Genomic DNA, 21,943 nt, shown 5'->3' on the forward strand with positions numbered 1-21,943 from the left:
TTTCCGCCCTTTTTAGGGGGCTTAGAGTGGTAGCAGGCAACACCGAGACAATAATTTTCACCCTTTTGCAAATTATACAATCCCGGTGGGTGGGTAAGACTCGGAAGGAGGTGTCAGGTGAACTACGACGAAGCCGAGCGCAAGAAAATTCTGATGTTTCCTACAATCGCGACGCTCAGCGCGGTTGCTGAGTCGATTGGGCTCAATTTTGTCGAGGGAGCTGACCGACTCCTCGTTCCTTGGGATTTGCATCGACAGCTGTTTACCTTCACTGCCCATCCAGATCCTGCAATCGTGTCCATCGCCCAGGTACGGTGCGATATCAGCATGGCCAAGCTCCATGACGTCACCGAGTTCATTGAGTCTTGGAACTCTGAGCGCATCAACCCCACTGCCTCGTTCCGCGTCACCGACGAAGGTGACGTGTCCGTATCCTTCGTGTCACACTTCCCCATTGGTGCCGGCGCATCGTGGGAGCAACTCAGCGACTTCATGTACCGCTCCTGCGATGTCACCGACATGGCTGTCACCGAACTTGCCAGCACGCTGGGCAGCCACCTCATTGCGCTCAACGACTACGCCCGCACCTACGAAGACGATAAAGCCCTCCGCCAGACACTATTTCGCCCATACGATATCGACGGCGACCCGACCCGCGACCTCGACGAAAGCACCGCGCTCAACCTCTTCCTGGACTCCTCTGAGGAGCCTGCGCTTTTCGACGACCCCTTGACCCCCGTCACCATCGACGGCATCGCCGAAGCCTGGCGCGAAAAGGGCATCGAGAAGATGGAAAAGCATGAGGACTTCATTGTCACCGGCATCAACAACATCTTGATGGCGGTATTCATTGACAATGGCCCGTCACTGCTGATGCGCGGGCACTGGGATTGCGATCTTCCGGAATCTGACTGGCTGCGAGCATTTCTCGTTGCCAACGATTGGAACAACGCCCCAGCAGCCACTCGCGCGTTGTGGGTGGAAGAAGAGGAACACTTGCAGTTGCGGGTGGAGTACGCCATCCCGATCACTCATGGTTTCAGCGCGGACCAGCTCAGCGAAGTCATCGGTTCCGCCACTCAATCAATTCTGCGAGCGATCGATGCGCTGAGCCTTGAGATCACCGGTTCGTCGCCAGTGCGCTGGCCAGATCAATAGGCCAGCGCACCGCCAGCGCTGACTAGTCGAAGTCCAACCCGAGGTCGAGGGTTCGCACAGAGTGCGTCAGTGCACCTACAGCCAGATAGTCGATGCCACAGTTGGCGTATTCGGCTGCTTGTTCCAGGATGAGGCCACCCGACACCTCCAGCAAAGTCTCTGGGGACAACGCGTTTCGGCGCTGCACTGCCACCTGCACTTCCCAGAGGTCGAAGTTGTCCAGCAGGATCTCGTCCGGGGACTCGGTGAGCAGTTCATCAAGTTGCGCCAGGGTATCGACTTCAACCTCGCACCATACGTCTGGGAATTCGAGTCGGACGCAGCGCAGCGCTTCGACCACTGAACCGGCAGCAACGACATGATTGTCCTTGATCATGGCGCGGTCGCCCAGTCCCATGCGATGGTTTTCTCCCCCACCGGCACGAACGGCGTACTTTTGTAGTTTCCGGAGCATCGGCAGGGTTTTGCGGGAATCACGAATTTTCGCTTTGGTGCCGGCTACTTCCTCAACCCATGCGGAGGTCGCCGTGGCGATGCCGGACAAATGGGTAAGCAGGTTGAGCAAAGTACGTTCGGCGGTGAGCAGAACCCGCGTCGGGCATTCAATCTCAGCCACGGCCTCCCCCGGCGCGACTGTGTCACCGTCCTGCTTGAGCAAGTTGACAGTGAAGTCCGAATTCTCGCTCACCAAAGCGATGACCTCAGCGATCAGCGCACCTCCGGCGATGGTTCCATGCTCCCGGCTGACCACCTTTGCTCGGCTGCGCTGCGTGCTACCGACGGTGGCGAAGGTCGTGATATCTGGTCCGTATGCGAGGTCTTCATCGAGTGCCACTCGAATAACCTTGCGGGCATCCGCAAGGTCAAGGCCGAAATCTGGCATTATTCGCCGTCACCTGGCTTTCCGATCTGAATCATGCGTTCCACGCTGGCTCGGGCTTTCGCAGCCACGTCCGGGTCAACGTCAACAACATCTGCTCCATCTGTGAGGCATCGCAGCAGGGCGGCTGGAGTAATCCGCTTCATGTAGCCGCACTCTGCGCGGTCGTTGACCGGCAGGAAGTTTGCTTCCGGCGCGGCTTTCTTCAGCTGGTGCAGCATGCCAAGCTCCGTGGCCACCAACACAGTCGTTGCACCAGAGAGTTGCCGAGCATTCGTCAACATATCTCCAGTGGAAAACATGTGTACTCGTTCCCGCTCGATTTTGCCCTCTCCCGCCAAGTAAATTGCGGAGTTTGCACAACCACATTCCGGGTGAATGAATAGCTCAGCGTTTGGGTTCGACATTGCCGCTTGTTCCAGCTGCCTGGCGCTGATACCCGCGTGAACGTGGCATTCGCCGGCCCAGGTGTGCACATTCTTGCGTCCGGTCTCCCGAATAACGTGAGCACCGAGGAACTGGTCTGGGCAGAACAGGATTTCCTTTGCCGGATCGATGGAAGCGACAACGTCAACAGCATTAGATGACGTGCAACAGACGTCGGTAAGCGCCTTGACCGCCGCGGTCGTGTTCACATATGACACCACCACTGCTCCTGGGTGCTCGTCCTTCCACTCCTGCAGTTGCGCGGCGGTGATGGAGTCGGCGAGGGAGCAGCCTGCGTCTTCGTCGGGAATCAGGACGGTTTTTTCTGGGGAGAGGATCTTGGCGGTCTCTGCCATGAAGTGGACACCGCAAAAGATGATGACCTCGGCATCTGTCTCGGCCGCGATACGCGACAGTGCGAGCGAATCGCCCGTGACGTCTGCGATGTCCTGGATTTCCGGCAGCTGGTAGTTGTGAGCCAAAATAACGGCGCCGCGCTCTCGCTTCAAGCGCTCGATCTCGCTGCGCCACTGTTCATCAGCTGCAACCCCGCCGTAGCCAGCGGCAGTGTGGCTTATTGACGCGCGAAGCGGTGAATCCAGGGCCTGTAGTGCAGACATCGTTCCAACCTTCACTATGAGTTAAACGAGTTTCTAAAAGATGATTTCTCACGTTATCACGGTGATCATCAAACTTCGGGGGCTCCTACCCCGTTTTGTGCGGGTGCCTCATCGGGTCCGAAGATGGCCAAACACCAGGCCGAGATGAGAAAAACGAAGGGAGCGACGAGCCCCGCGACGCTCAATCCAACATCGGGAAGATAGGTGAGCTCGCTGCCGACGTGCAGCTCGTCCGGATTCGGCACACCCACTCGCCACAACGCCAACTTGGTGCCAGACAGGAAGAACAAGGCCGATCCAAGTGCCGAGCACACAACGCCCCACACCAGCAGCAGCGGGCTCATGAACTGTCGCCCCCTGCGAGCAGTCCACAACGCTAGTGCAATGCCAAGAACTAGAAAACAGAACACCATGACACCGAAGGTGGTGAATTCGCGATTGCCGTTCATTACCGACGGATCGGTGATCTCCACCCCGCCACCTTCGGCTATCGTGCCGCTCATGGTGGGGCGCCACAGGCCCCAACCAAGCCCTGCGAGCCCAAACGCGGCGAGCGAAACGACGAGCAGTTCGGCATAACCACCCACCACAGTGGGAACCGTGCGGCCGGACCGTCGCACGGTCGAAGTGGAATCTGGAGCCTGCTGGGTGACCTTCATACTTTCGGAAGTTTAGCGATCCAAGTATTTCGAATCGACACTACCGTGCCGAGAACACACGGCATCCCACCCATCGGGGCGCACTTGAACCACGATGCGACGGCCACAAATTGGGCAGTAGCGCGGTGCCTCGAGCCCGGCGCGGGCGCTTGGGGAAAGCTGAATGCTCAGCTCACCATCGTCAGGAATCTTTTCACCTGTGTTTGGGTGGAAGATTGGCGCAGCTCCTGTGAGCAGCGCCTCTAACAACTCGGTGCTAGCGGGTGTCTTCATTGTTGTTAGACGGTGGCGTTGAGAGCCTTGATAGGCAGTCGCAGCTTGCCCATCATGTCCAGGTCCTGCTCAAGCGGGCGACCCAGGGTGGTCAGGTAGTTGCCCACGATGATGGCGTTGATGCCACCGAGCAGTCCCTGTTCCACACCAAGGTCACCAAGGGTGAGCTCACGACCTCCAGCGAAGCGCAGGATGGTCCGTGGCAGAGCGAGACGGAACGCACCAATGGCGCGGAGCGCGTCTTGAGCTGGCATGACCTCACGGTCAGCAAACGGGGTGCCCGGACGGGGATCCAGGAAGTTCATCGGAACTTCGGTCGGGTTGAGCTCCGCCAGGTCCTGTGCGAACTCGGCACGCTGCTCCAGGGTCTCACCCATGCCGAGGATGCCGCCGGAACACACTTCCATTCCGGCTTCGGCGACCATAGCCAGCGTCTCACGACGGGACTCCCAGCTGTGGGTGGTGACAACGTTCGGGAAGAAGGAGCGCGCAGTTTCAAGATTGTGGTTGTAGCGGTGCACGCCAGCCTTAGCCAGGCGGTCGACCTGCTCTTGAGTCAGGATGCCAATGGAAGCGGCAACCTCGATGTCGACCTCAGACTTGATGGCGGCCACGGCGTTTTCCAGCTGCTGCAGGAGGTTCTCGTCTGGGCCCTTAACGGCGGCCACGATGCAGAATTCGGTGGCACCGGTCTTGGCGGTCTGCTTGGCTGCGTCGACAAGCGCCGGGATATCCAGCCACGCGGATCGTACTGGGGAGTCGAACAAACCGGACTGGGAGCAAAAGTGGCAATCCTCAGGGCAGCCACCGGTCTTGAGGGAGATGATCCCTTCCATCTCCACTTCTTCACCACACCACTTCAAGCGGACTTCATGCGCGAGCTCCAGCAGCTCGGGAATTCGGTCCTCGTCCAGGTTGAGGACGGCGAGGGTTTCTTCCTTGTTCAGTCCTTCACCGCGCTCGAGGACCTTTTCACGTGCCAGCTCGAGGATGTCAGTATCGACGGTGGTCATGATGTTTCACGTTCCTTATGTGTCCAGGGGTCGTTGCTCGGCACAGTGTGCACAAGCTCACACTACACCGATAATTGAACGCTGTTCAAGAAACGCGGGGGTACTTGCTATCGACAGAGCTTCCAGTTGCCCTGTTCATTGCGGAAAGCCATCGTGTTAGCGGCTGTCTCGCCTGCGCCCGTCACGGTGGTGACCTTTGCCGTCGCCCGTTCACCCTCAATCAGTACGTCATCCACACCTGTCACCTTGGTAGCGGTCGCCTGGTATTCCGGAATCGCAGCCAGTGGCATATCCGGCACACCCGCGGTGGAAAATGCCTCTGGACCACCCTGTTCGTTGATGATTTCCGAACACATACTGTCCACGAAAATGCTGAAATACTCGTTGACAGTCGTTGCGCTTTCCTGGCGTTTGAGCATGTCAGTAATCGCTTGGGTCTCGGCCGGAGTGCCTGGTCGGCCGTTCTTTGCGGGCGCGACGGTGGCCACTGGAACCTGCCCTGGCAGGGCCTGCGGTGCTGGCTGCGGTGCGCCGGCTGCCGAGGTTGCTGGCTTCTTTTCGCCAGCGGAGGTGGTTTCCTTCGGAGCATCGGTTCCAGAAGTGGCCACGGGGCTTTCCGCAGCGCTCGTTGAAACCGGTGCGGCGGAACTAACTGCCGCGGATGTAGTCGCTGATACCGATCCGTCCTTCTCGCCATCCTTGTTGGAACCGCAAGCTGTCACGGTCAACAGCGACACTGCCATCAAGCTCGCACCCAGGATCTTGAACGTCTTCTTCGTCTTCATGCCGCACTGCTCCCACATTCGATAGGTTTTAGAAACTGGAAATTCACCACATCTTATGACCAAATGCACTTGAGCTCTACTCCAAGCTCAATCCACTCCCTCCCGACATCGACGTTCTATTGTTGTCTTTGTGCAGTTAACTCGTGAAAACATCGTAGGCGCGGCCATCGAGATCCTCGACACCTACGGCTTGGCCGATATGACAATGCGGCGCCTTGCCAAACACCTCGAAGTGGTGCCCGGCGCACTGTATTGGCACATCCCCAACAAACAATCGCTCATTGAGGCGATCGCGTTGGAGATTCTGCAACCGGTGTGGCAGGCCATTGACGTCGATAAGCCCAGCGCTACCGCCCTGTGCGAGACGCTCCGCGCGGCGATGATGGCACATCGCGATGGCGCTGAAGTGGTCGGGGCAGCCTTGCCTGTCGGTGACATCACCGCTCGCATTACCGCTGGGCTTATCGACGCCCTCGAGCGCGAAAACCTGTCAGCAGAACGTACGCTTTTGGTAGCGACCACATTGATCAACTTCACTCTGGGAGCCACCTCACAGGAGCAGTCTCGTCACCAGTTGCAAGTCGCGTTAGACGGGCAAGCCGAGCAAAAGCCTGATGATGAAAACCTCTTCAGAGAAGGGCTGACGCTGGTCTTAGCCGGTGCCCTCAGTGATCGTTAAGTAGAGTAACTCTCATGACAACACCTCAAGACAGCTCTCGTCAGATTTGGCCGGGAGAGGCATATCCCCTCGGTTCCACTTACGACGGTGCGGGTACGAACTTCGCTTTGTTCTCGGATATTGCGGAAAAGGTGGAACTCTGCCTCATCGACCGTGACCAGAACGAAGAGCGCATCGAGCTCGAAGAAGTCGATGCGCATATCTGGCACTGCTACCTCCCAGGCGTCCAGCCAGGCCAGCGCTACGGCTATCGCGTGTACGGCCCTTACGATCCGGACAACGGTCACCGCTGCGATCCAAACAAACTGCTCGTTGACCCATATGCCAGGGCATTCGACGGCGAGTTCGATGGACACCCATCGCTTTTTAGCTACGACATAACGAACCCGGAAGACCCGAACGGCCGCAACACTGAAGATTCGTTGTTGCACACCATGCGTTCGGTAGTCATTAACCCGTTTTTCGACTGGGCAAACGACCGGGCACCGAAGATCCCGTACCACGAGACGGTCATCTACGAGGCTCATGTCAAGGGCATGACCATGACTCACCCAGACGTTCCTGAGCAGCTTCGAGGCACCTACGCAGGCCTGGCACACCCTGCCATCATCAACTACCTCAAGGACCTTGGCATCACTGCCATCGAGCTCATGCCAGTCCACCAGTTCCTGCAAGACGACCGCCTCCGCGAGCTCGGGTTGCGCAACTATTGGGGATACAACACGTTTGGCTTCTTCGCCCCACACCAGGACTACGCAGCCGCTACCAAGCCCGGCGGCGCTGTCTCCGAGTTCAAGGGCATGGTCCGCGCTTTCCACGAAGCAGGTATCGAAGTCATTCTCGACGTGGTGTACAACCACACCGCTGAAGGTAACCACCTGGGCCCAACCATTGCCTTCCGTGGCATCGACAACGCCGCCTACTACCGCCTGGTGGAATCCGACAAGCGCCACTACATGGACTACACCGGTACCGGTAACTCCCTGAATGTGCGCCACCCGCACTCCCTGCAGCTGATCTTGGATTCCCTGCGCTACTGGGTATCTGAAATGCATGTGGACGGCTTCCGCTTCGACCTCGCATCCACCCTGGCCCGCGAACTGCACGATGTTGATCGCCTCTCCGCATTCTTCGACCTGGTCCAGCAGGATCCCATCGTCTCCCAGGTCAAGCTCATCGCCGAGCCGTGGGACATCGGCGAAGGTGGCTACCAGGTGGGCAACTTCCCACCACTGTGGACGGAATGGAACGGAAAGTACCGCGACACCGTGCGCGACTTCTGGCGCGGCGAGCCTGCCACCCTGGGCGAATTCGCTTCCCGCCTCACCGGCTCCTCTGACCTCTACGCCAATAACGGCCGTCGCCCAACCGCCTCGATCAACTTCGTCACCGCTCACGATGGCTTTACTCTTAATGACCTCGTGTCTTACAACGAAAAGCGCAATGAAGCCAACGGCGAAGGCAGCCGCGACGGTGAGTCACACAATCGCTCGTGGAACTGCGGTGTTGAAGGCCCAACCGACGATCCCAAAATCAAGAAGCTGCGTCGTCAGCAACAGCGCAACTTCCTCACTACGTTGCTGCTGTCCCAGGGCACCCCGATGATTGCCCACGGCGACGAAATGTCCCGCACTCAAAAAGGCAACAATAACGTCTACTGCCAAGATTCCGAGCTCTCCTGGGTTAACTGGAAGGACGCGGAAGAGAACAAGGACTTGGTTGCGTTCACCCGCCGCCTGATGGAGATCCGCCGCGACCACCCAGTGTTCCGTCGTCGTCGCTTCCTGGCCGGTGGCCCACTGGGCGACGATATGCCGGAGCGCGATGTCGCGTGGCTCAACGCCAAGGGTCGCCTCATGACGCATGAAGATTGGGGCTTTACCGCCGGTAAATCCATCATGGTCTACCTCAACGGCAACGCCATCGCGGAGCCTGATGAGCGCGGTCAGCGCGTTGTTGATGACTCCTACCTGCTGTGCTTCAACGCCTACCATGAGGACATCGATTTCACCCTCCCGGATGCCACCCTGGGTGGTAGCTGGAAGCTGCAGATCGACACCACTGATGACACCGGCATCCCAGCCGATGAGGCGATTTACTCAGCGGCTGGGCACCTCGTTGTACCAGGGCGCAGCGCAATGCTGCTCAAGCAGATGACCCCACCAGAAGCACCTGCTAGGAAACTAGTGCAAGAAGTACCAGCGGATTCCCCTGCTGCCGAAGTAGCCAAGTAGACTCGCTTTCGTTTACTTGAGCCACCTTCGAAACAGCAAAGAGTGATAGCAGTGATCGCAGCGCACGGTGCCCAAATCGACGTACATGCCTCTGGTGTGGACATTCGATACTCGCCCCTCTTGACGGCGCTGCATTACGAGAACGTCACCATTGCCCTATCCGAAATCACCAGGGTTGAGGTTTCCGAGCCAACTACAGTCCTCAGTGGCTCGGTCTCCCTCTTGGGAGCCGATAAGAGGATTATCTTTAGCCCTGGACAAGCCGAACAAGCCAGGCAGCTGGCCGCAGCCATTGATGCTGCGCGTCACGGCGAATCCCCTGCTGCGGTGTCCCCAGTTCCCGGACTCAACTTCGTCGCGTTCGACGTCGAAACCGCAAACGCGGACTGGGGTTCGATCTGCCAAATGGGCGCCGTTCGCTTCGTCGACGGTATCCCCACCGACTCCGTGTCCTGGTACGTTCAGCCTCCACAAGGTCTTGATGAATTCGATCCAGACAACGTCGCGATCCACGGCATCACCCCAGATCAAGTCGCTGATGCCCCCGAATTTCCAGATCGCCTCGCCGCGTTCATTGACTTTGTCGGCAACGACCCACTGGTCGCCCACAACGCACAGTTCGACTTCACGGCCTTGTCCCGAGCCAGCGCCGCCAGCGGCATAGCTGCTCCCACGATGTACTTCGGCTGTACCCTGCTGATGTGCCGAGCAGCCAAGTTAGGCTTTACCAACAACAAGCTCCCCACCGTCGCTGCTGGGTTAGGTGTTGACCTCACACAACATCACGACGCCACCGCTGATGCGGCTGCGTGTGGCGGCATCCTCGTGGAGCTTGCCCGGCGTGCTGACTACAGTGGCAGCTTTGTCGAGTTCTGTTTCTCTCAAGGCTTTACCCTGGGCATCTTGGAACCTAGTCGCGTATACCCGGTGCTCAAGGATCGCAGCGGAGCGGGCGTAGCGTTGCAGCGTAAGAAGCTAGGATTGGCCGTCGACAAGCCTGCAGCTGCTGAGGTACCTGCCCCCGCCGACAAGCCTGCCCGCTCTTCTTCCGCTCCTTGGTCGCGAGTGGCTACCCCAGAAGTAGTCCCCGATCCCAACCCGAATGCTGATCCTGGTGGGGCACTTTTCGGCCAGAATGTCACCCTGACAGGTGACTTTGCGCCATTCGAGAAGGGCGACTTGTGGGAAAGGATCGCAGCCCAGGGGGCGACGATCGGAAAGAACGTCACTAAGAAAACCACCATCCTGGTGTGTGGCCCGTGGGCTACCGTGACTTCCAAACAAAAGCGGGCTGAAGAGCTCATCCAAAAGGGACAAAAGTTGACCATTTGGACTGAAAAACAGCTCTACACCGCCTTGGGATTGGACGAACAACCCCCGTTTTAGAAAACTTCTTCCTCGAGTGGAACCTTTCCTATTCTTAGAGCAGTCTAAGTAAGTAGGAGGGTTTCTATTAATTAGGGGGATTGAAGTGTCGCTAGAAAATATTACTGGCGTCCAGGATTTGGTATTGCGTTTGCGCAGCACTGCAGACTTGGACATGGCAGCCTTGAGCAGCGAAGGATTTGCCGCCGCACCGGCGACTATCGCGTTGTCTGAGAACATTCGCGTCGCTTTTTCACCTTCCCAGGGGCCGGACCGGATCTTAGGATATGCGGAGCTCGCCGCGTTAGGGCTGAGCCCTCTCGTCGCGTGGCGGTCCATCGCTGAGCGCATCGTCGATGATGCCTGCGACGCCGATGCAGCGTCCTTCCTTGTGCGCCATCTTCACTCCCCTAACTTGCCACGCACCATTCAAATCCGGGTAAGGGCTGGAGTCGTATCGGAGTGGATCGCACATCCGCTGTTGTTTTCCCGAATCCAGCGCTGCGCCACCAAAGTCTTCGGCAGTGACACCGCCTACTTCCATGTCCTCGGACCTGACACGGTGATCGCTTCCGCCGCTGATATCACCCCCGCGGCGTTCCGAACGGACCTGCCGCGTCTTGGGCTAACAACTCGAGCCGACTATTTTTTCCACTCCTTGCGGTTTTACCAGGGCTTTCCGGTTGATTCCGCGCTGATAGATCCCCCGACTTCCGGTGAAGATTTGAAGACTCCGATCATGTGCTGACCGGGTCACAGCAGACACCGCGAGCGGATTCTCCCTAAACTTGGTGCAGTACAAGTCACCTGACGGACGAACCAAGAGGATGATAAAGACATGCGTCGCCCGATAACCGCAACTTACCGATTCCAGCTCCGCGGCCCCAAGGCTGACGAATTCGGACGTGCCTTCGGCTTCGCCCAGGCCGCAGATCAGCTCGAGTACCTCGCGGAACTGGGAGTCTCCCACGTCTACCTGTCACCGATTCTCACCGCGCTGCCAGATTCTAATCACTCCTACGACGTGATTGATCCGACTTCCATCAACCCAGAGTTTGGCGGCATGGAAGGTTTTAAGGCGTTGGCGCAAAAGGCCCACTCGTTGGGTCTTGGCATCATCATCGACATCGTGCCCAACCATGTTGGCGTGGCCAAACCAGCCTTAAATCCATGGTGGTGGGACGTTCTCAAGAACGGTCGTGACTCGCAGTACGAGCACTTCTTCGACATCGACTGGCACGAGGACAATGGTGCGGGTGGCAAGCTGGGCCTTCCGGTGCTCGGCGCCCCAGACGACGCTGCCAAACTCACCCTGGACTCATTCGAAGGTGAGCCAGTTCTGCGCTATTTTGACCATATTTTCCCAGTACGGCCAGGAACCGAGGGTGAGGATCCCCTGGCAGTGTACGACCAGCAGTCCTACAAACTGATGTACTGGCGGGACGGCATCATCGGCTATCGTCGCTTCTTCTCCGTCAACGAGCTGGCTGGCCTGCGCCAGGAAGATCCACTCGTGTTTGAACACACTCACCAGGTGCTGCGCGAGCTCGTGGCTCTTGACCTCATCGATGGTGTCCGAGTCGACCACCCCGATGGTCTGGCCGATCCATTCGGTTACCTCACTCGCCTGCGCGATGTCGTGGGCCCAGACCGCTGGTTGATCGTCGAAAAGATCCTCGGAGTATCCGAGCCACTCGATCCCCGCCTGACGGTGGACGGTACTACCGGCTACGATGCCCTTCGCGAGTTAGACGGTGTCTTTGTCGCCCGCGAGGGCGAGGACACCCTCTCTATGCTCTCTATGCAGCACACGGGTTCCCCATGGGATGAAGCTTCACTGGTTGCCAACGAGCATTCTCTCAAGCGCGAAGTGGCCGCAAGTGAGCTTGCGGCCGAGGTGCGTCGCCTAGCTCGCGCCATGCGACGCGACAATTTCTCCACTGCCGGCCCACACATCTCCGATGAACAGCTGATCGATACCATCGTGGAACTGGTCGCCTTCATGCCGGTCTACCGTGCGGACTACATTTCGCTCTCGCGTGTCACCGCCACCGTCATCGCCCAGATGGTTCAGCGTTTCCCCTCGCATCGCGATGCGCTCGATATCATCGCCGCGGCCTTGCTAGTAGACGGTGAAGCAGCGACGCGCTTTGCGCAGGTATGTGGCGCCGTCATGGCCAAGGGCGTGGAGGACAAGATGTTCTACCGGGCCTCTCGCTTGGTCGCGTTGCAGGAGGTCGGCGGCGCACCGGGACGCTTCGGTGTCTCGGCTTCCGAATTCCATTTGCTACAAAACGAACGTGCACTGCTGTGGCCGAAGTCCATGACCACGCTGTCGACCCACGACACGAAGCGTGGCGAAGACACGCGCTCCCGCATCATTGAAATCTCCGAAGTGCCGAGCGAGTTCGCCGAATTTATCAACAGCATCACTGCTATCACCCCACCGCCTGACGGTGCCACTGGCCACTTCCTGCTGCAAAACCTGATTGGCGTGTGGCCAGAAGACGGACAGCCTACCGACGATCTGCGCACCCGCTTCCAGGCCTACGCGCAGAAAGCCATCCGCGAAGCCGGCATCCACACTTCCTGGACCGAGCCAGTGGCCACCTTCGAGGATTCGATCGAGCACTGGGTCGACGCGCTTTTCGACGGCCCCGCCACGGCGCACCTCAACGAATTCGTCGGTCTCATTGCACCGGCAGCCACCACGATTTCCCTCGGTCGCAAAATGCTCCAGCTGATCGGTGCAGGTGTCCCCGATATCTACCAAGGCTGCGAATTCTTTACCAAGACTTTGGTTGATCCGGATAATCGCCGCTTCATCGACTACACCGCGCGCAGCCAGAAGCTAGCGGTGCTGAAGGAGCAGGGCGTGGTGACCGCCGAATCCGTCAGCGACCCAGACATGGCAAAACTCGCGGTCGTTTCTGCGGCACTGAGCGCCCGACAGAGCCACCCAGAGTGCTTCGTTGGCGCCGATTACCAAGCCGTGTACGCCGTGGGCCCCGCAGAGGCACACATGGTTGGCATGGCGCGTGGTACCTCGCAACGTGATCTGCAAGTCATCGCAGTATGTACCCGCAAGCCAATCATGCTCGAAAACAATGGTGGCTGGGGCGACACTACCCTGACTCTCCCGGAGGGCGAATGGCACGAATCGCTCACCGGACGCACCTTCTCCGGCACAGTCCCACTGTCTGAACTCTTCGAAATCCTGCCTACCGCGTTGCTCACGGTGGTGCGCCACTAGCATTGAGCCCATGGGTCCAAAGAGAATCCCCGCGCTTGGGGCGGTCTATCACGATTGGGTGCGACAGCACCCCGATGCCGCATCGGCATTCCGGGAAACAATCGAAGAAATACTGGTCGATGCCGGTGTCTCCTTCGACCGGGTCGCCGCCCGCACCAAGACCTGGCGCTCTCTCAAAGCCAAAGCGATGCAGCGCACCGACACCGGGGATTTTCGCTACCCAGATCCGTGGCACGACATCAAGGACATCATCGGTATCCGCATCACTACCTACTTCTCTGCGGATATTCCGGTGGTGTTAGACGTGCTCGGGAAGCAGTTTAACGTGCTCAAGAGCGTCGATAAGGCCGCGGAAACCCGCATCGCCGGCGGCTTTGGCTACGGCTCCCACCACATGATCTTGCAAGTGCCCGAGGACTCCGACGACCTCGCCCCCTACCGTGGCTTCACCTTTGAAGTTCAGGTGCGTACCGTGCTGCAACACGCCTGGGCCGAATTCGAACACGACATCCGCTACAAAGGCACCGACGAGCACGATCCGCGCATTGACCGCGCCTTCGCTCTCGCGGCTGGGCTCATCGAGCTCGCCGACCAGCAGTTCGACCAAATCGCCCGCATTCAGGGTGAGGCACCCAACGCCGGCGACGACGTCGAACTGTCCGCAGAAACCCTCCCCGGCGTGCTCGCGATGTTGGTCGGTAATCGTTTTCCCCGTTCCCGGTCCGAGTACTACACCTGGCTCGAGGAGATCCTCGCCGTCAACGGCATCACCACCGTCCGTGAGCTGCGCGATCTTCTCGACGACACCGACATCGCTGCGGTCGAAGCAGCCCTCAAATACCAGTTCGTGCCCGGCCAGGTCCGCATTATCGACGACCTCCTTCTTCGCCGATACGGTCGTCGCCATATCGAACGAACGAAAGATCTGGGCAAGCACGCAACCCAACGTGCGAGCCGCCTGAAGAACCGACTCGCGGTAATGGTCAATGCTGGGATTGCCGAAGCCGTAGACTAGGTTTAATATCGTTACAGATCAGAGCTACTTTTAAGGAGAAGAACCGCTATGGGCTCCACCCTGCACGATTTCCCACAGGTCGCCGACGCAATCCACGTGTGGGCGCTGACCATTGCCGATTTCTTCCGCGAGCGGGGTATTGATTTCCCACCAGCTAACTGGGGCCTCAATATGTAGCTTGTTGCTACAGAGTTTTACGCCGGGTCTTTTTGACCCGGCTTTTGGTTTTTCTGCCGACATCTGTGGGTAAACCTTGGCTCGTTGGACAGGTTTACCCACCAAACGAACCCGTGCCGTGCCCGCATCATGGGTAAACCTTGGGTTAGTACGAAGGTTTACCCATGGCTCCTCAACAGAAAACTACCGCCCCATCAACCGGTCAGTTTCCCGGCGTTCCCGTTTGGTTGGCCTACCAGCTCCTCGATCGCGTCGGGGCATAGACAGAATCAATTCCTTCGGCGGCGGTGGAGGCGAATGATCAACATAACAAGTGCGCGCGATGGCGGCCCCAACTCGCTTCTTCAAGGTCTGGACAACCTCGACGTCCCATTGTTTGTGATCGACCCAGACCCGCACACGATCACCTGGAACGACATTTTGAGAAGGCTTAACTGCGACACCATTGAGCTTCACGTGGCCCGCTTTGCATGCTTCGGCCGCAGCGGAGCGAGTCTTGACAATGCGGACAGCCCACACCCAAGCGTCTATTCGAACGGATTCCACCCGCGGCCTAGTATTCGTCGCGGTGATTAACAATCCTCTGCACGCGTCGGTAGTTCACGAAACCGCCAACCACGGCAACAATCAACCCAAGGACCAAGAAGACTGGATCAATGAGCATCCACAGCGCCACGCCACCGAGCAGACCACTAGCGACGGCAAGTGCACCGTTCCTGCTGTACTTACGGACTGCTGCCTTGCGCTGCTCAATTGGGTTGCGTGGGTATGGTTGCATCGTCATAGGGTCGATTTTAGCAGTGGACCTCTATCCATTCTGTGCCGATCAATTTGGCGTCGATAAGCCCTTGCGTGGCTTCTGCAAGGAAGGCATCAAGTCGGCCCCGCTGCCCGGGCTCGAGCCCGACCGTCATGTCCACCCGGGCGCCATAGGCCGTATCCACAACGCTGAATCCGCGACCACGGAGATCGGCCTCGATGCGCCCGGCAATGGAATGGTCCAAGCTGACCAAATACAACTCCCGGCGCGCCCGGTCAACGCACCGGACAGAGGCGAGTGCGGACGTGACGGATTCGGAATACGCGCGTACGAGTCCGCCGGTTCCCAGTTTGATGCCACCGAAATAGCGGACACTAACGGCGACGATATCCAGCAGCCCGCTACCACGCAGAACGTCGAGCATGGGTAGTCCTGCAGTGCCGGAGGGTTCCCCGTCGTCATTGGATCGCTCGATGGGGTTGGCATCATCGACGTGGTAGATAAACGCGCTGCAGTGGTGGCGCGCATCCGGATACTGACGCTTTAGGGAGGCAACGAACTCACGTGCGCTGGCTTCGTCGGTGGCACGGGTGACAAATCCCAGGAATGTCGATCGCTTGATATCGAGTTCGCTGGTAAATATTTCGCCTGCAATTGGGCGACGATAGATGTTGTCGATCAAGACACTGCGCAGAAAAGATCCGTGCGGATGGTGGTGGGATCCATATTTGGTTCCGGCATGGTGACATAGCTCTCCCAGCACGGTCCCGCGACGGATAGCCCCTGACCTGCAACGTGACTCACGAACTCGGCCCAAGCCAACGGCAAACCATCAAAGCTACCCCAGTACTGTGCAGAAGCGATCCGGCCGGCGGGCAATTCGGAAGCCACTAGGTTCTCATCGGGAGACTGTAAAACCCCAGGGAAGCCGATCTCGATGTCCAGGGTGTCTTCCATGCGCAAATACAGGCCAAACGGCGGACCGGAGGGCGCCACAACTCCCTCGGCGATGGCCGCGTGGAAGCGGGCGAAGGTGGCGTCGAAAAGCTCAGGCAGGTGCGTCGCCGCAACTTCCGCGCGCTTAACGACGACCGTCGGTACCGCAGGGGCATCCAGAAGCTGGAACTCAGTGATCATTCCCCAAGAATACCAAGGAGCGCTCGTACCCCTGCGCCACCGAATCACCAGGAGCTACCACAATGATCTCCCCCGCCTCCGCCAAAGCAGGATTGGCTCGGACCGCATAAACGCCATGGCTCGGGCGGCGATCGAAATCGAGGGCGACCTGCAAACTGCGAGCAAGCCATTGACGGGTGTCCGGGTCCGCACAGAAAATTGCGAGCTTTCCCGGAGCGCTGCGGTATGCCTTCACCAGCTCAGCCAGACGCTGGGTGTCGCGCTGTTTCCATTGGCTAGCTGGGTCCATGACCAGGCCAATCAGGGTTCGCAGTTGTTTGGAGGTGGTGCTTCCCGAGTCGCGCCCCTGCAGCAGAGACGTGGCGGCCGCAACGAAAGACGTGACGGATTGTGCGAGACGCTCGCGGAGCATGGCTTTGTCTGACTTCGTGATATCGAGTCGATCCAGTATCTCTGATTCTGGGCTCATGGCAATCAGTGTCCCACGCGTGAGCGGGTGCTGCCAGGCGAGAAAATGGTTAGCCTGGTAGTTATGTCTGTTTTCGAAGTCTGGGCTCCCAACGCAATCGATGTCCGTCTTGAGGTCGATGGAACCTCCCATGTGATGACCGCGCGCGACGGCGGCTGGTGGGCGAGCGCAGTCGAACAGGTCCCGGGCCAGCGCTATGGTTTTAGCCTTTTCGACGGCCACAACTGGTCTCAACTAGTTCCCGACCCTCGTACCACTGAGCAGCCTGACGGTGTTCATGGGCTGTCTATGGTCAGTGACCGTGGCTTCAAGTGGACGGACCATGAGTGGACCGGCCGTGTGTTGCCTGGTCAAGTGCTCTATGAACTGCATGTGGGCACGTTTACGCCGGAAGGAACCTTCGCCGGGGTCATTGAGAAGCTGGATTATTTGAAGGAACTGGGTGTCACCACCATCGAACTCATGCCAGTGCAGCCCTTCAGCGGCGATCGGAACTGGGGCTACGACGGAGTTCAGTGGCACGCGGTGCACGAAGGCTACGGCGGGCGCCACGGTCTGAAGGAGCTGGTCAACGCTGCCCACAATGCTGGCCTCGCGGTGGTCATGGACTGCGTGTTCAACCACTTCGGCCCCGAGGGAAACTACAACGGCATGTTTGGGCCCTACACCCAAGCCGGCAGCACCCCGTGGGGCGACATTGTCAACCTCAGTGGCTTCGGTTCGGATGCGGTGCGAGCCTATATCCATGATGCTGTGCGGATGTGGTTTGAGGAGTTTCACGTGGACGGCATCCGGCTCGACGCTGTCCAAACGCTCTGGGATCCCGGTGCCATTCATCTGTTGGAACAGCTCACCTATCTAAAGAACGAAATCGAAGCGACCACGGGCATTCCCAGAGTGTTGATCGCCGAATCAGATCAGAACGATCCTCGTCTCGTCGGTGCCCAACAGTCAGGTGGCTACGGTTTGGACGGCCAGTGGATTGATGACATCCACCACGCCCTGCACACCCTAGTATCGGGAGAACAGCACGCCTACTACTCTGATTTTGGCACCACGGAAGTTCTTGCTACCACCATCAAGAACGTGTTCTTCCATGCCGAGACTTTTTCCACCTTCCGCGGGCGGATTCACGGCCGACGCCTGGATACGACAATCGTGCCAGCATCGAAGTTCGTCACGTACACCACCACGCACGATCAGGTGGGTAACCGCGCGACGGGCGACCGCCCTTCGATGAACCTCTCCCCTGCCCAGCAAGTATTGAAGGCAGCAGTCATTTACAGCTTGCCGTTTACTCCGATGCTGTTCATGGGCGAAGAGTTCGGCGCCACAACCCCCTTCGCCTTCTTCGTCTCACACACCGATCCGGAGCTGCTGCGACTCACCCGTGAGGGCCGCCTGAATGAATTCAAGCGCAGCGGATGGTCGCCAGAAGAGGTTCCGGACCCTGGTGAGGAAAGCACATTTCTTGCCTCGAAACTCGACTGGTCCTTTGACTCGGACCAGCAGCAGATTCTTGAGGCCTATCGGATCTTGCTGCGACTGCGCCGCGAGCTGCGCCTAGCGCGCCCGTACCTCGAACACCTCGAGGTACAGTACGACGAACACTGGCTGATGTTCAGCCACGAAGACGTAGCATTCGTGGCCAACTTCTCAGCCGATCCTGTGACGGTTCCGGTCGGTGGCGAGCTCGTCTACACCTTTACCGCGCCTCAGGTCGGAGAGGAAGAGACGGTGCTCGACGCCTGGGGTTTCGCGCTGATCAAACTAGGTTAAGAAGTCATACTCCGGGGTTCCGGGGCGCAGCTGCTGGCAGTAGATCTTTGACACCGCCATGCGCTCCAGCAGTGCCTCAAGGTCGCTCGCACGGCCCAGTTGGACACCGACGAGCGCTGCACCAGTATCGCGATTGTTACGTTTCAAATACTCGAAGCGAGTGATGTCATCGTCTGGGCCGAGGACCTCGTTGAGGAAGTGGCGCAGCTGGCCTGGCTCCTGTGGGAAATTCACGAGGAAGTAGTGCTTGAGCCCCTGATGCACCAGCGAGCGCTCGACGATCTCGTTGTAGCGCAACACATCGTTGTTGCCGCCTGAGATGATGCAGACGATCACCTGGCCGGGTGCAATTGGCATGGTTTTCAGAGCAGCAACGCTGAGCGCACCTGCGGGCTCAGCTACGATGCCCTCGTTTTGATAAAGATCCAGCATTTCGGTGCAGACGGCGCCTTCGGAAATGGCCATCATGTGCAGTCGGGACCGCTGTTTGTCCACCACCTGGTAGGTGAAATTGCCCACCCGTTTGACGGCAGCACCATCGACAAAGGGATCAATGTCCTTGAGGGTTACTGGACCGTTGTTTTCCAGTGCCGCTTGCATGGAGGCGGCGGTGAGTGGCTCGGCACCAATGACGGCGGTGCGCGGGGACATGTCGTGCAGGTAGGACAGCACACCGGCCAGCAGCCCGCCTCCGCCTACTGGCACGACGACGGCATCCGGGTGTTTACCGGTAGCCGAAAGCTGCGACAGGATCTCGGCAGCTACCGTGCCCTGGCCGATGATGGTATCGCGGGCGTCGAACGGCTCCACCATGGTCGCTCCGGTGCGCTCGGCGTCCTCATGCGCTGCAGCGGAGGCTTCATCAAAGTTGGCGCCGGCCAGCTTCAGCTCCACCCACTCTTTGCCGTGGACCAGGATCCGGCTGAGTTTCTGCTTTGGAGTGGATTCAGGCACATAGATGCGCCCCTTGATACCGAGTGCGTTGCACGCGTAGGCCACGCCTTGCGCGTGATTGCCCGCGGAAGCGGCAACAATGCCTGCTGCGCGCTGCTGCTCGTCGAGCTGGACGATGTTGTTGTAGGCACCGCGAATCTTGTAGGAGCGCACGTCTTGCAGGTCTTCGCGCTTCAAGTACACCTGGGCACCGGTGGCTTCGGAAAGTCGGGGGCAAAACTGCAGCGGCGTGGGGGCGATCACGGTGGAAATTCGCGCCTGCGCCAGTTGAATGTCAGCCGCACGGATTGCGGAGATTTCTGCTGGTTGAGCTTTATTTTCCAGTTTTTCGTGATCAGTCATGGACTTATTCTACCGCGCCAGTCGATCCATATAGTGAGATGGGTGTCTCATTCCGCAAATTAACCCGCCATTCACCCTGTAGATACATCAACGTTAACCGCCTACTACATACTTACCAATCGTTATCATCCGTTTATATGCAGGAGATTGAAAAATCGTGAAGACCCGCTTCGGCGCCATCGCCACCGCCTTGGCCGCCAGTGCCACCCTCATGCTGACCTCTACCGCTCAGGCGGCCATCGTTGCAGCGCCTATCACCCAAATCGCCGCAGGTGCCACCATCACCGATATCAAGCCGATCGGCACGCACGAGACTGGCGTCTTCGAAAAGTCTGCTGCGGAAATCGTCGTCTACCACGCCGCCTCCAAGCGCCTCATGGTAGTTAACGCCCTCTCCGGTTCCATCACTGTCCTGGATGCGTCCGACCCAACGAAGCTCACCGAGCTGCACACCGTCTCCGCTGGCGCAGGCACCACTGTCAACTCCGTAGCTGTGCGTGCCGACGGCCTCGCCGTTGCAGCCGTCGAACCTGAGAACAAGACCGACAACGGCTCCGTCATTTTCTTTGACGCTGCTGGCAAGGGTGAAATCCTCGGATCCCTGCCAGTGGGCGCTCTCCCAGACATGGTCACCATTTCTGAGGACGGCAAATACGCTCTCGTCGCCAACGAAGGCGAGCCAGCCGTAGACTACTCCGTCGACCCTGACGGCTCCGTCTCCGTCATCACCTTGCCAAAGAACCTCGCAGCAGCCACCGAGGTCAACACCGCTACCTTCGACGCATTCGAAGGCAAGCTCCCAGAAGGCGTGCGCGTCTTTGGCCCAAAGGGCACCGATGTACAGAACCTGGAGCCTGAGTACATTTCCACCAAGGACGGCAAGGCTTACGTGACGCTGCAGGAGAACAACGCCGTGGCTGTCATTGATATCGCTACCGCGACCGTCGAAAAGCTCCTGCCACTGGGCACGGTCGATCACTCCGTGGTCCCGTTCGACTTCTCCGATAAGGACGGCAAGGTCGAGCTGCGCAACGCTCCAGTCAAGGCCCTGCTGCTTCCTGACGCCATCGGCACCTACACCGCTGGCGGCCAGACCTACTTCGTCACCGCCAACGAGGGCGATTCTCGCGACTGGGATGGCTACTCTGAGGAAAAGCGCGTCGCCAAGCTGAAGCTGTCTGAAGGCTTCCAGGGCCTGACCGCTGAGGAAATCGAAGCCCTCCAGGCCGAAGAGAATCTGGGCCGCCTGAAGGTCACCACCTCCCTAGGCAAGAACGACGCCGGCACCTACGATGAGCTCTACGCCTTCGGTGGCCGCGGCTTCTCGATCTTCGATGCCGAGGGCAACCGAGTCTTCAACTCCGATGCCCAGTTCGAAGAGATCCTCTCCGGCATTGACGGCGTGCTGTTCAACTCCGACCACACCGAGAACACGCTCGACGACCGCTCAGATGACAAGGGCCCAGAGGCTGAAGGCCTGGCCATCGGCAAGATCGGCGACCGTACCTTTGCCTTCATCGGCCTGGAGCGCGTCTCCGGCGTCATGATCTACGACATCACCGATCCGTCCGCCGCGAAGTTCGAGGCCTACATCAACAACCGCGACTTCACCGCCGACCCAACCACCGCTGCTGCTGGCGACCTCGGCCCAGAAGGCCTGACCTTCATCCCAGCTGCGCAGTCTCCAAACGGCAAGCCACTACTCGCCGTCGGCAACGAGGTCTCTGGCAGCACCACTGTCTACGAGATCACCGCGCCAGTAGTCGAGCAGAAGGAAGAGTCCTCCTCGAGCTCTTCTGATGGCTCCTCCACCGGCTCTTCCTTCGGTATCTTCGCAGCCATCCTCGCTGTTCTGGGTGTGGCCGGAGCTGCCATCCAGCACATCCCTGGCCTGCACCAGCAGATCATCGACATGATCCACCGCGCAATGGGCAAGTAAACCCTGCGGAATCTGGAAAAGCAGAC

The 21,943-nt window shown here is 58.8% G+C and carries 22 protein-coding genes; 10 read left to right on the forward strand and 12 right to left on the reverse strand.

The window, feature by feature from the left end:
- The first annotated feature begins 117 nt into the window (after nucleotides 1–117).
- Entirely contained in the window at nucleotides 118–1,158 is a 1,041-nt protein-coding gene (locus CKALI_RS07320) for a YbjN domain-containing protein (protein WP_156192672.1), read from the forward strand.
- Nucleotides 1,159–1,180: 22 nt separating this feature from the next.
- Here the strand turns inward: CKALI_RS07320 and nadC are convergent, their stop codons facing one another.
- The 6 genes from nadC to CKALI_RS07350 all read right to left on the reverse strand — a co-directional run bounded on the left by nadC (nucleotide 1,181) and on the right by CKALI_RS07350 (nucleotide 5,814).
- The gene (gene nadC / locus CKALI_RS07325) at nucleotides 1,181–2,041 is read right to left on the reverse strand and encodes a carboxylating nicotinate-nucleotide diphosphorylase (protein WP_156192673.1); all 861 of its coding nucleotides are present in this window, start codon (nucleotides 2,039–2,041) and stop codon (nucleotides 1,181–1,183) included.
- Nucleotides 2,041–3,084 (reverse strand): quinolinate synthase NadA, encoded by a 1,044-nt coding sequence (nadA, locus tag CKALI_RS07330; protein WP_156192674.1) that lies wholly within the window; start codon nucleotides 3,082–3,084, stop codon nucleotides 2,041–2,043. Before nadA ends, nadC begins: the two co-directional genes overlap by 1 nt.
- Nucleotides 3,085–3,152: 68 nt before the next feature.
- On the reverse strand, nucleotides 3,153–3,743 hold the full coding sequence (locus CKALI_RS07335) for a hypothetical protein (RefSeq protein ID WP_156192675.1): 591 nt from the start codon (nucleotides 3,741–3,743) through the stop codon (nucleotides 3,153–3,155).
- Nucleotides 3,744–3,755: 12 nt separating this feature from the next.
- Nucleotides 3,756–4,016, reverse strand: a complete 261-nt coding sequence (gene bsaP / locus CKALI_RS07340; protein ID WP_156192676.1) for a biotin synthase auxiliary protein BsaP — start codon at nucleotides 4,014–4,016, stop codon at nucleotides 3,756–3,758.
- Nucleotides 4,017–4,021: 5 nt separating this feature from the next.
- Complete coding sequence (gene bioB, locus CKALI_RS07345) at nucleotides 4,022–5,029, reverse strand: biotin synthase BioB (protein WP_156192677.1); 1,008 nt, start codon at nucleotides 5,027–5,029, stop codon at nucleotides 4,022–4,024.
- 107 nt (nucleotides 5,030–5,136) lie between these two features.
- Nucleotides 5,137–5,814: an RAD23 family protein gene (locus tag CKALI_RS07350; protein WP_156192678.1), complete on the reverse strand. Its 678-nt coding sequence runs from the start codon at nucleotides 5,812–5,814 to the stop codon at nucleotides 5,137–5,139.
- 130 nt (nucleotides 5,815–5,944) lie between these two features.
- On the opposite strand from CKALI_RS07350, the gene CKALI_RS07355 reads away from it, so the two are divergent.
- The 7 genes from CKALI_RS07355 to CKALI_RS12305 all read left to right on the forward strand — a co-directional run bounded on the left by CKALI_RS07355 (nucleotide 5,945) and on the right by CKALI_RS12305 (nucleotide 14,537).
- A complete protein-coding gene (locus CKALI_RS07355; RefSeq protein WP_156192679.1) occupies nucleotides 5,945–6,493 on the forward strand; it encodes a TetR family transcriptional regulator in 549 nt (182 codons plus the stop codon).
- Nucleotides 6,494–6,507: 14 nt separating this feature from the next.
- A complete protein-coding gene (gene glgX / locus CKALI_RS07360) occupies nucleotides 6,508–8,727 on the forward strand; it encodes a glycogen debranching protein GlgX (protein WP_156192680.1) in 2,220 nt (739 codons plus the stop codon).
- Between the two features lie 51 nt (nucleotides 8,728–8,778).
- On the forward strand, nucleotides 8,779–10,113 hold the full coding sequence (locus CKALI_RS07365) for an exonuclease domain-containing protein (RefSeq protein ID WP_156192681.1): 1,335 nt from the start codon (nucleotides 8,779–8,781) through the stop codon (nucleotides 10,111–10,113).
- Nucleotides 10,114–10,198: 85 nt separating this feature from the next.
- A complete protein-coding gene (locus tag CKALI_RS07370) occupies nucleotides 10,199–10,840 on the forward strand; it encodes a hypothetical protein (RefSeq protein WP_156192682.1) in 642 nt (213 codons plus the stop codon).
- A 90-nt stretch (nucleotides 10,841–10,930) separates the two neighbouring features.
- Nucleotides 10,931–13,345, forward strand: a complete 2,415-nt coding sequence (treY, locus tag CKALI_RS07375) for a malto-oligosyltrehalose synthase (RefSeq protein WP_156192683.1) — start codon at nucleotides 10,931–10,933, stop codon at nucleotides 13,343–13,345.
- Nucleotides 13,346–13,355: 10 nt separating this feature from the next.
- Complete coding sequence (locus CKALI_RS07380) at nucleotides 13,356–14,360, forward strand: GTP pyrophosphokinase (protein WP_156192684.1); 1,005 nt, start codon at nucleotides 13,356–13,358, stop codon at nucleotides 14,358–14,360.
- 48 nt (nucleotides 14,361–14,408) lie between these two features.
- Nucleotides 14,409–14,537 (forward strand): hypothetical protein, encoded by a 129-nt coding sequence (locus CKALI_RS12305; RefSeq protein ID WP_269076349.1) that lies wholly within the window; start codon nucleotides 14,409–14,411, stop codon nucleotides 14,535–14,537.
- A 183-nt stretch (nucleotides 14,538–14,720) separates the two neighbouring features.
- Here the strand turns inward: CKALI_RS12305 and CKALI_RS07385 are convergent, their stop codons facing one another.
- From CKALI_RS07385 to CKALI_RS07405, 5 genes are read right to left on the reverse strand one after another with little or no spacing between them, the layout of a single operon-like run.
- Nucleotides 14,721–15,083, reverse strand: coding sequence for an RNA-binding S4 domain-containing protein (locus CKALI_RS07385; RefSeq protein WP_156192685.1), 363 nt, complete (start codon nucleotides 15,081–15,083; stop codon nucleotides 14,721–14,723).
- A gap of 7 nt (nucleotides 15,084–15,090) precedes the next feature.
- Entirely contained in the window at nucleotides 15,091–15,321 is a 231-nt protein-coding gene (locus CKALI_RS07390; protein ID WP_156192686.1) for a hypothetical protein, read from the reverse strand.
- 10 nt (nucleotides 15,322–15,331) lie between these two features.
- The gene (locus CKALI_RS07395; RefSeq protein WP_156193701.1) at nucleotides 15,332–15,967 is read right to left on the reverse strand and encodes an IMPACT family protein; all 636 of its coding nucleotides are present in this window, start codon (nucleotides 15,965–15,967) and stop codon (nucleotides 15,332–15,334) included.
- Nucleotides 15,968–15,975: 8 nt separating this feature from the next.
- On the reverse strand, nucleotides 15,976–16,434 hold the full coding sequence (locus tag CKALI_RS07400; protein ID WP_156192687.1) for a GyrI-like domain-containing protein: 459 nt from the start codon (nucleotides 16,432–16,434) through the stop codon (nucleotides 15,976–15,978).
- Nucleotides 16,424–16,903: a hypothetical protein gene (locus CKALI_RS07405; RefSeq protein WP_156192688.1), complete on the reverse strand. Its 480-nt coding sequence runs from the start codon at nucleotides 16,901–16,903 to the stop codon at nucleotides 16,424–16,426. The genes CKALI_RS07400 and CKALI_RS07405 overlap by 11 nt, the downstream gene beginning before the upstream one ends.
- A gap of 63 nt (nucleotides 16,904–16,966) precedes the next feature.
- Here CKALI_RS07405 and treZ point away from each other — a divergent pair, with 63 nt between their 5' ends.
- Nucleotides 16,967–18,682, forward strand: coding sequence for a malto-oligosyltrehalose trehalohydrolase (treZ, locus tag CKALI_RS07410; RefSeq protein WP_231580432.1), 1,716 nt, complete (start codon nucleotides 16,967–16,969; stop codon nucleotides 18,680–18,682).
- Here the strand turns inward: treZ and ilvA are convergent.
- The gene (gene ilvA, locus CKALI_RS07415; RefSeq protein ID WP_156192690.1) at nucleotides 18,674–19,978 is read right to left on the reverse strand and encodes a threonine ammonia-lyase IlvA; all 1,305 of its coding nucleotides are present in this window, start codon (nucleotides 19,976–19,978) and stop codon (nucleotides 18,674–18,676) included. The two genes, treZ and ilvA, sit on opposite strands and share 9 nt — an antisense overlap.
- Before the next feature lie 157 nt (nucleotides 19,979–20,135).
- On the opposite strand from ilvA, the gene CKALI_RS07420 reads away from it, so the two are divergent.
- On the forward strand, nucleotides 20,136–21,917 hold the full coding sequence (locus tag CKALI_RS07420) for a choice-of-anchor I family protein (RefSeq protein WP_231580433.1): 1,782 nt from the start codon (nucleotides 20,136–20,138) through the stop codon (nucleotides 21,915–21,917).
- Nucleotides 21,918–21,943: the final 26 nt, after the last annotated feature.

It is taken from the genome of Corynebacterium kalinowskii (assembly GCF_009734385.1).
Classification (GTDB): Bacteria; Actinomycetota; Actinomycetes; order Mycobacteriales; family Mycobacteriaceae; genus Corynebacterium; species Corynebacterium kalinowskii.